General features: G+C 75.6%; 7 protein-coding genes. 6 read left to right on the forward strand and 1 reads right to left on the reverse strand.

Annotation, left to right across the window (positions count from 1 at the left end; genetic code table 11):
- Nucleotides 1-72: 72 nt before the first annotated feature.
- Complete coding sequence (locus ACFWEJ_RS04325; protein ID WP_377227972.1) at nucleotides 73-930, reverse strand: phosphotransferase; 858 nt, start codon at nucleotides 928-930, stop codon at nucleotides 73-75.
- 324 nt (nucleotides 931-1,254) lie between these two features.
- On the opposite strand from ACFWEJ_RS04325, the gene ACFWEJ_RS04330 reads away from it, so the two are divergent.
- From ACFWEJ_RS04330 to ACFWEJ_RS04355, 6 genes are read left to right on the forward strand one after another with little or no spacing between them, the layout of a single operon-like run.
- Nucleotides 1,255-2,421 carry a hemin ABC transporter substrate-binding protein gene (locus ACFWEJ_RS04330; protein WP_377227973.1) on the forward strand — a complete coding sequence of 389 codons (1,167 nt, stop codon included), beginning with the start codon at nucleotides 1,255-1,257 and terminating at the stop codon, nucleotides 2,419-2,421.
- Nucleotides 2,418-3,494, forward strand: coding sequence for a FecCD family ABC transporter permease (locus ACFWEJ_RS04335; RefSeq protein ID WP_377227974.1), 1,077 nt, complete (start codon nucleotides 2,418-2,420; stop codon nucleotides 3,492-3,494). The genes ACFWEJ_RS04330 and ACFWEJ_RS04335 overlap by 4 nt, the downstream gene beginning before the upstream one ends.
- Nucleotides 3,491-4,450 carry an ATP-binding cassette domain-containing protein gene (locus ACFWEJ_RS04340; protein WP_377227975.1) on the forward strand — a complete coding sequence of 320 codons (960 nt, stop codon included), beginning with the start codon at nucleotides 3,491-3,493 and terminating at the stop codon, nucleotides 4,448-4,450. The genes ACFWEJ_RS04335 and ACFWEJ_RS04340 overlap by 4 nt, the downstream gene beginning before the upstream one ends.
- Nucleotides 4,447-5,949 (forward strand): hypothetical protein, encoded by a 1,503-nt coding sequence (locus ACFWEJ_RS04345; protein ID WP_377227976.1) that lies wholly within the window; start codon nucleotides 4,447-4,449, stop codon nucleotides 5,947-5,949. Before ACFWEJ_RS04340 ends, ACFWEJ_RS04345 begins: the two co-directional genes overlap by 4 nt.
- The gene (locus ACFWEJ_RS04350) at nucleotides 5,946-7,343 is read left to right on the forward strand and encodes a hypothetical protein (protein WP_377227977.1); all 1,398 of its coding nucleotides are present in this window, start codon (nucleotides 5,946-5,948) and stop codon (nucleotides 7,341-7,343) included. Before ACFWEJ_RS04345 ends, ACFWEJ_RS04350 begins: the two co-directional genes overlap by 4 nt.
- A 43-nt stretch (nucleotides 7,344-7,386) precedes the next feature.
- A complete protein-coding gene (locus ACFWEJ_RS04355; RefSeq protein WP_377227978.1) occupies nucleotides 7,387-9,105 on the forward strand; it encodes an HtaA domain-containing protein in 1,719 nt (572 codons plus the stop codon).
- Nucleotides 9,106-9,163: the final 58 nt, after the last annotated feature.

The following is a 9,163-nucleotide window of genomic DNA, read 5'->3' on the forward strand; positions in this document are numbered from 1 at the left end:
GCGACCCCCGGGGGCCGATCCCCTTCGAGGCCCGGGTTTCTTCGCTTTGAGCCGCCTCAAAGCGAAGAAATCTCAGGCCTCGAAGGCGTGCAGCGCCCGCACGAGCCAGTCGACGAGCCGGGCGCGCTCGGCGACGACACCCTCGGACAGCCGCGCCGCGACGTGCACCACGAGCCACGACTCCAGGTCTCGCAGGGGCTCCGGCGTGCCGTCGGCGTAGGCCAGCGCGTACCCGCGGGTGAGCATCGACCGGCCGGCAGCGACGAGCCCACGGTTCGCCAGCCCGGCCACGCCCCGCGGGGCGGCGGGCGACGCGTCGGCCCACTGCAGCAGCAGAATCGCCCGGGTGTGGTCCGCCTCGGGCACGCCGCGCGCGGCGTTGGGCCAGTCGATGACGCTGACCCGCTCGCCGGACACCACGACGTTGCCGGGGTGGTAGTCGCCGTGGCAGAGGCGGTCCCCGGACGGCAGCCCGTCGAGCAGGCGTAGCGCGAACCCGCGCAGCTCCCGGGACAGGGTCGCGCCCTCGATGCGGGCGGCCAGCACCTGGCGGACGTCGGGCAGGTCCGCCGGCGCGGGCACCGCGTGGACGGCGAGGTGCGTCTCGGCCAGGGCCCGGGCGAGCGCCCGCACCCGCCACGGCCGACGCCGGAGCACCTCCAGCATGTCCGCGCCGGCGACCCGTTCCAGCACCAGACCGGGGCGGCCGTCCCAGGTCAGGACGTCGACGAGGCCCGGCGCGACGTCGTGCCCGGCCAGCCCGGCCAGGGCCGCCGCCTCGGCGTGGTGCCCGTCGAACCCGGAGCGGTAGAGCTTCACGACGGCGTCGCCGCCCCAGGCGAACACCTCCGCCTCGCGCCCCACGCCGATCCGGGGCCCGAGCCCGGCCCCACCGGCGGGGACCTGTCCGGCGGCGGTCGATTCGGTCATCCGGACAGTGTGGCGGCGGGGCCGACCGCGCCACCACCTCCGTTTCGGGTGGGTCCCGACAATCACCCGCCGACCTCACCCGACCGATTGACGGCCACCCGCGCCCGGCCACCCCCAGGTGTTGAGCACAGCAGTCGCTGCCAGATGCGGCCCCAGGCTGGCAGCAACTGCTGTGGCCAACGCCTGCTTGTCAGGGGTCGAGGGCTCGGGTGATTTATCACCTCAAGTGTCGACCTGACTTGACTTTCTCAGGCTCGCCTCGCCTAAGTTAGGTACACCTAATTCCAGACCGGGCTCCGTCCCGGCGTACGAGGGAGCTGTCCGATGTTGCGCCTGCCCGGAGCCGGCCCCGATCGCGCCGCGACGCGTACCCCGAGCAGGCCGGCCCGCCGACGCCGCGCCATCGGCACCGCCGTGCTGCTCGCCATCGCCGTCCTCGTCGCAGGGTGCGGCCTGCAGCTCCCGTCGGCCGGGCACGCGGACGACGGCGGCGCCGTGGTCGGCACCGAACCCCTGAGCGCGCTGGAGCCGATCGCCGACCCGCGCGCCTGGACCGGCGAGATCACGGTCGGCACGCCCGACCGTCCCGTCGACCCGATCACCGACGACCCCCGGCCGAAGCTGCCCGCGACCGTCACCGACGCGCAGGGCACCGAGGTGACCGTCACCGACACCAGCCGGATCCTGGCGCTCGACCTGTACGGCTCGCTCTCGCGGATCGTCTTCGAGCTCGGGCTGGGCGACAGCGTCGTGGGCCGCGACGTGTCGTCGGGCTTCCCGGAGATCGCCGACCGGCCGCTCGTCACGTCGAACGGCCACGAGCTCACCGGCGAGGCGATCCTCGACCTGGCGCCCACCGTCATCCTCACCGACACCACGCTCGGCCCCTGGGACGTGGTGCTGCAGATGCGCGACGCCGGCATCCCCGTCGTGGTGCTCGACAGCCACCGCAGCCTGGAGACCTCCGCCGACCTGGCCCGCGCCACGGGCGAGGCCCTGGGCCTGCCCGCCGAGGGCGCCGCCCTGGCCGAGCGCACCGAGGCCGCCGTCGACGACACGCTGGCGCAGGTCGCGGCGCTGGCGCCCGCCGACCCCGCCGTCCTGCCGCGCGTGATCTTCCTCTACGTGCGCGGGCAGTCCGGCGTCTACTACCTGTTCGGCGACGAGTCCGGGGCGGACTCGCTGATCGAGGGCCTGGGCGGGGTCGACGCCGCCGCCGAGGTGGGCTGGAAGGGCATGCGCCCCCTGAACGACGAGGGGCTGATCTCCATGCAGCCCGACCTCGTGCTGCTCATGACCGGCGGGCTGGAGTCCGTGGGCGGCGTCGACGGCCTGCTGGAGCAGGTGCCGGCCCTGGCGCAGACGCCGGCGGGCGAGAACCGGCGGTTCGTCGCCATGGACGACACGGAGATCCTGTCGTTCGGGCCGAGGTCGGCGGACGTGCTCGACGCGCTGGCCCGCGCGTTCTACGCGCCGGAGAGCGTCTCGTGACCGCGGTCGCGACCGACGTCCGCGTGCTGCCGCCCGCCCGACCGGCCCGCACCGCGGCCGTCACCGCCGGCCTCGTGGTCGCGCTCGGCGTGCTCGCGGTCGTGTCCGCCGGGTCCGGGCAGCTCCACGTGCCGCCCGCGGAGGTGATCGGCTCACTGCTGCACCACGCGGGCCTCGACGTCGGCCCGATGCCGTCCCACCCGAACGGCGACGCCGCGCTGTGGACCATCCGGTTCCCGCGCGTGGTGATGGCGGCGCTGGTGGGGGCGGCGCTCGCGACGGCGGGCGCCGTCATGCAGGGCGTGTTCGGCAACCCGCTGGCGGAGCCCGGCGTCGTCGGCGTCTCGTCCGGCGCGGCCGTGGCCGCGTCCGTGACGATCGTGCTCGGGCTGACCGCCCTCGGCCCCTGGACCACCGCCGCTGCGGCCTTCGCGGGCGGACTCGGCGCGACGTTCCTCGTGTACGGGCTCGCCCGGTCGGCGGGCCGCACCGAGGTGGTCACGCTCGTGCTCACCGGCGTGGCCGTGAACGCCGTGTGCGGCGCGGGCCTGGCCCTGACCACCTTCCTGGGCGACACGCAGGCCCGCGAGCAGATCGTGTTCTGGCAGCTCGGCTCGTTCAACGGGACCCGCTGGGCGTACGTCGGCGTGGTCGCGCCGCTCGTGCTGCTCGGTCTGGTCGGCGCGCTGCTCCTGGCCCGCCGCCTCGACCTGCTGTCCCTGGGCGAGCGGTCGGCCCGGCATCTCGGCGTCGACGTCGAGCGCCTGCGCGTGCTCAGCATCGTGGTGGTCGCCGTGCTCACCGCCGCGGGCGTCGCGTTCTGCGGGATCATCGCGTTCGTCGGCCTCGTGGTGCCGCACCTGGTCCGCATGGCCGTCGGCCCGGCGCACCGCGTGCTCGTGCCGCTCAGCGCGCTCGGCGGCGCCGTCCTGCTGCTGGCCGCCGACCTCGTGGCGCGCACCGCCGTCGGCTACGCCGACCTGCCGATCGGCATGCTCACCGCGCTGGTCGGGGGCCCGTTCTTCTTCTGGCTCATCCGCCGCACCCGGCGCACCGCGGGAGGCTGGGCATGAGCGCGCTGCTGACGCTGACCGGGGTCCGGGTCGAGGCGGGGAGCGCCGTCCTCCTGGACGACGTCGACCTCGACGTGCGCCCCGGCGAGGTGCTCGTCGTCGTCGGCCCGAACGGGGCCGGAAAGTCCACGCTCGTCTCCGTCCTTGCCGGCGACCGCGCCCCTGACGCCGGCGAGGCGGCCTGGACCGGCACCCCGCTGGGCGCCGTCCGGCCCGGCGAGCTGGCCCGACTGCGCGCGGTGCTGCTCCAGGAGAACCAGGTCAGCTTCCCGTTCCGGGTGATCGACGTGGTCCGCATGGGGCGCGCGCCGTGGCAGGGCGCCGGGAGGCAGGGTTTGGGCGGGCAGGGCTTGGGCGGGCAGGGCTTGGGCAGGCAGGGCTCGGGTATCCCGGCCGACGACGACGCCGTGGTCGCCCGCGCGCTCGACGCCGCCGACGTCGCGGGTCTGGCCGGGCGACGCTTCCCGACGCTGTCGGGCGGTGAGAAGGCCCGCACGTCGTTCGCGCGGCTGCTCGCCCAGGACACCCGGCTGCTGCTGCTCGACGAGCCGACCGCCGCCCTCGACGTGCGGCACACCGAGCACCTGCTGCGCCACGCGCGGCGGCACGCGACCGAGGGCGGCGCCGTCGTCGTCGTGCTGCACGACCTGGCGCTCGCCGCCGCCTGGGCGGACCGCGTGCTGGTGCTCGACGGCGGTCGGGTCGCCGCCCTCGGCGCCCCCGCCGAGGTGCTCACCGCCGACCTGCTGACCCGCGTCTACGAGCATCCCGTCGACGTGGTGCGGCACCCCCTGACGGGCGGGCTGCTGGTGCTCCCCCGCCACGGCGGAGAGCCCGCCTCGGCGCCCGCCGAGACCCCCGACCCGATCCACGCGCAGGCCCGCACCGGATTCCCTGCCCAGGTCCCCGCCTGGACCCCTGCCCGAACCGACGCCCTCAGCGAGGACCCCGCATGACCTCCCGCAACCTGCCCCGCCCGGCGATCTCGCTGGTCGCCCTCGTAGTCGTGGTCGCCCTCGCGCTGCTCGGCCCGGTGCTGACGGCGCACGCCGCCGCCCGCGTCGCCGTCTCGGGGCAGCCCGACCCGGGCGCGGCCTCGACGGTGCGCATCTCGGGCAGCGGGTTCCAGTCGGTACCCAAGGCATTCGGCGGCGTGTACGTGTTCTTCGGCTGGGTCGCGGACCCAGCGGGCGGGTCGTGGGCGCCCAGCCGCGGCGGCGTGTCCGGCGACACCTACCGCTACGTGCCCGACGCCGAGACCGCGCAAAACGCGGGATACCAGCGGTTCGTCGCCTTCCCGGGGTCGAGCACGGAGGCCGAGGCGAACGGCGGCACCATCGCCGCGGACGGCACCTGGTCCACCGACCTCGTGATCCCCGGCGCGCGCTTCAAAGCGGCCGACGGCGGCACCGTGGACTGCACCGCCGTGCAGTGCGGCATCATCACGATCGGCGCGCACGGGGTGCGCAATGCGAACAACGAGACGTTCACGCCCGTGACGTTCGCCGGCTCGGGATCGGGCTCGGGTTCGGGATCGGGATCGGGATCGGGCGACGGCGCGGGCTCGGGCAGCGCGCAGGACGACGCGGCCGGGTCCGGGACGGACGCACCCGGCGGCGGCACCGGGTCCGGCGACGGCGCCGGTTCGGACGACGCCGGCTCCGACGACACGAAGAACCGCCCCACCAAGGCCAGCCTCGGCGTGGACCAGGCCACGGCCGTCGTGGGCCGCGTGCTGAGCTTCGGCGCCCAGGGCCTGGAGCCCGGCGAGCAGGTGAGCGTCACGCTCGACGACGGTCTGGTCGCCGTCGGGCCGCTCGTCGCGGGCAACCACGGCGAGATCGCGGGCCTCCTGGAGCTGCCCTCGTACCTGCGCACGGGCACGCACGTGCTGCGGCTGTCCGGCGCGTCCTCCGGGACGACGATCGAGACCGAGGTGACGGTCACCCGCGACCCGGCCGAGGTCTCGGCCGCGGAGGCCGCGGGAGCCGCGGGAACAGGGGCTGCGGGAACAGGAGCCGCGGAAGCGTCCGGGGCCGACGGCGGCACCGGGGCGAACGCCGACGGCACCTGGCGCCCGGAGGAGATCGCGGTGGGTGTCGCGGCCCTGCTGCTGCTCGTCGTGATCCTGTCGTCCCTGGTCACATCATTGAAGCGCCGCGCGGACCGGCGGCGTGCGGAGCAGGAACCGACCGAGCAGGATTCTCCGGGACCGGAGTCCGCCGAGCCGGACGCGGAACAACCTGTCGACGACACGGAGGCAGGCGCGGACGACGAAGGCGCGAACGACGCAGGCACGAACGAGGCCGACACGAACGACGGGGAGCCGAGCGCGGGCGAGGCCGCCGGGCACGAACCGGCCGGCGACACCGCGACGGAGCGCGCCGCACCCCGGCGCGCGGCATCGGAGCGGCGCGCACCGAGTGCCCCTGCCGAGCAGGAGGCCCACGCATGAGCCGCGCAACCCGCCGTCGGCGCAGCGCCGCGACGGCCGCCGCCCTCGTGCTCACGCTGCTCCTGTCCGCGGCGACCGCAGCGTCGGCTGCGACATCCGCAGCGACGTCCGACGACCAGGGTCCCCTCCTCCTGACGGTGACCGTGCCCGAGGACGGGACCGAGCCGCCCGGCGGGGGCGAGGACGGCAGGCTGACGAACGCCGAGCTGCGCTGGGCCGTGAGCGTGCAGGCCGGGTCGGAGAGCCACCTGGCGGGGCAGTGCAACTTCCTGGTCGCGGGCCGCCCGGGCACTGACGGCAACACGGGCGACGGGCGCATCTGGACCGACGCCGACGAGGACCTCTACCACGGGCGGTCGGGCGACGTCCGGGTGCTGCGCACGGTCGGCCGGGGCGCGGACGCCGCCCAGCGCACCGCCACGTTCGGCACGCGCTGCACGTCGCCCGACGGCCGACCCGTCTCGTACGCCGCGGGCCGCACCACGGGCGCCGAGGTGGTGCTCACCGGCGGCACCGGCACGCGCGGGGCCGACGGCTCGGTGCGCATCCGCTGGACGGGCAGCTTCACCGTGGTGTTCTACGGCGGCCTGGTCTACTGGTGGGTCACCGACCCGGAGCTGCGCCTGGACTCCGCCGGGAACGGCGCGCTGACCGGCACGCTCGGCGGCTACGGCACCGACCAGCAGGACATGACCCGCTGGGAGCCGCTGCCGTCGACCCGGGCGTCGCTCGTCACCTTCACCGGACGCCGCCTCGACCCCGACTCCCGCGGCGGACACCTGGTGCCCGACTACTGCGGCGTGCGCGCGAGCACCGGCGACCGCGTGCCACAGCTCCGCGAGGACCCGGCCGGGAGCTGCTGGGGCTCGTTCCCGCAGGGCTTCGTGAACTTCCACCAGCTCGTCGGCGAGCCCGAGTTCTGGTACTCCACCGGCACCCGGGACGAGATCAAGACACCCGCGAACGTGAGCGTCAGCTTCGACGCCGCGGAGTCCGTCGGCAGCGCCGGCCCAGGCAACGGCGGCACCGGAACGGGCGGCGGGGGCAGCGGCACCGACAACCCACCGACTGCCGCACCACCAGCCACCACCGGACCCGAGGGCAACGGCGGCGGTTCAGGCTCCGGCGCCGGATCGGGCTCCGGCACGGGCGGCACCCGCGGCGGCACGACCACCACGCCCGACGCCGACACCCCCGCCTCGTTCCTCCCCGTCGCCGCCGCGACGCTCGACGCCGCCGGCGCTGCCCTGATCCCCGACGGCCTGATCCCGGGCGGCGCCACCGGCCGCCGGCTCGCCGTCCTGACCGCCGTGCTGCTGGTCGCCGCGTCCGTGGCGATCCTCGGCTTCCGGCAGGGCTGGCTCGTGCTGCCCTTCCGGCGGCGCGACCCCTGAGACCCCCAGTCCGCAGTCCATCCCCAGAGAAAGGCAAGAACTGATGACACGCAGCAGACCGGCGGGCCGCACGCGGCACCGCGGGCACGCTCTGATCGCCACCGGACTGGCCGCGACGCTCGGCACGGCGCTCGCCGCCGCGCCGCTCGTCGCACTGACCGCCACCGCGGCGGAACCGACCGACGTCACCGCGGACAGCGGCGACCTGGCCTGGGGCTTCCGCGAGAGCTTCCGCAACTACGTGGGGCGCCAGACGGCGGCGCTCCCGCCCATCGGGGCGGTCGCGGTCGGCGAGCGCATCACGCTCGTCGCGCCCGGCGAGTTCGACGAGGACGGCACGCCGGCCGCCAACCTCGACACCACCCCGCCGAACGAGACCCTCCCCTACCTCCTGCCTGTCACGGGCGGCACGGTCACCGACGCGGACAACCTGACGGTCGCGAGCGCGGGCGGCGCCGTCTTCCACTTCCCGTCGCACGCCTTCACGGTGACGGTCAAGGACGTGGCCGTCGTGGTCGACGGCGGTGCGGGCAGCGTCGTGGGCGACCTCGCCGTCGAGATCCCGGAGAACAACCTGGGCTACGAGCCCGGCACCTACGGCGGCGACGACGTGGTGCTCGGCGAGGTGGCGACCACCACGGTGGACGTCGCTGCCGACGCCGTCACCGTCTCCGGGACCGGCGTGACCCTGACGGCGGAGGGCGCCGCCGCGCTCCAGGGTTTCCTGGCCGAGGGCGCCGCGCTGGACAGCTTCACCGTGAGCGCGCAGACCAGCGCGCCGACGGAGGAGCCCGAGGAGTGGAACCCGACCGTCACGCTGTCGAAGGCGTCGGGGCTGGACCCCGACGGCGAGACCGTCACCGCCACCGGCTCGGGCTTCGACCCGGCGGCCAACGTGAACACCTCGGGCCGACCGCCGGTCGCCGCGGGCGCGCCCACGGGCGTGTACGTGGTCTTCGGCTCCTTCGGGAACCCGTGGCGGCCGTCGGAGGGCGCCGGCTCGGGCGCCCGGACGGTGCTCACCCAGAAGTGGGCGCTGCCGGAGCCGTCGTACTCGCAGGTCAAGGCGGACTTCCCGAACGTGGCCGGGCAGCTCGTGCTGCTCAACCCGGACGGCACGTTCACGGCGGAGCTCGCGGCGGCGCCGTCGGACACCGCGACCGGAACCTACGGCGTCTACACGTACGCCGCGGGCGGGGCGGCGGCCAACGCCGCCCAGGAGCTGGGCGTCCCGGTGTCGTTCGCGACGCCGGGCGGTTCCTCGGGCGACATCGACCTGGAGGTCACCGTGCCCGAGGGCGAGGACCCGGGCGAGCCCGGCGAGCCCGGCGCGTTCACGTGGACGGTCGTGGGCGGCGCCGGGGCCGTGAGTCTCGGCACCGCAGAGGCGGGCGCGGGCGCGCTGACCGCGACGGGCGACCTCAAGCGGGTCACCGTGAGCGACACGCGGGCCGGCGGCCCGGCGTGGAGCATCAACGGCACGGCGACCGACTTCTTCGCGACCGGTGGTTCGGCGTCCTTCCCGGGCAGCAGCCTGGGCTGGTCGCCGTCGGTCTCTGAGAACACCGGGGGCGCCGTCGCCGGCGCGCTGGTGCGGCCCGGCACCGGCTCCGGCCTGACCGCGGGCGCCACCCTGGTGTCCGCGCCGGCGGGACACGCGTCCGGTTCGGTGACGGCGGACGCCGCGCTCGACCTGCGCATCCCGCTGGAAACCCCCGCCGGCGACTACGCGAGCGTGCTCACGCTCACCGCGGTGGGCTGACGGTCCCGTGTTCTCCCTGCCTCATCGCGCAGGCCCGCTGCCGCGACGCGCCCCCGGG

Source organism: Promicromonospora sp. NPDC060204, assembly GCF_042728455.1.
In the GTDB taxonomy this organism is placed as follows: domain Bacteria; phylum Actinomycetota; class Actinomycetes; order Actinomycetales; family Cellulomonadaceae; genus Promicromonospora.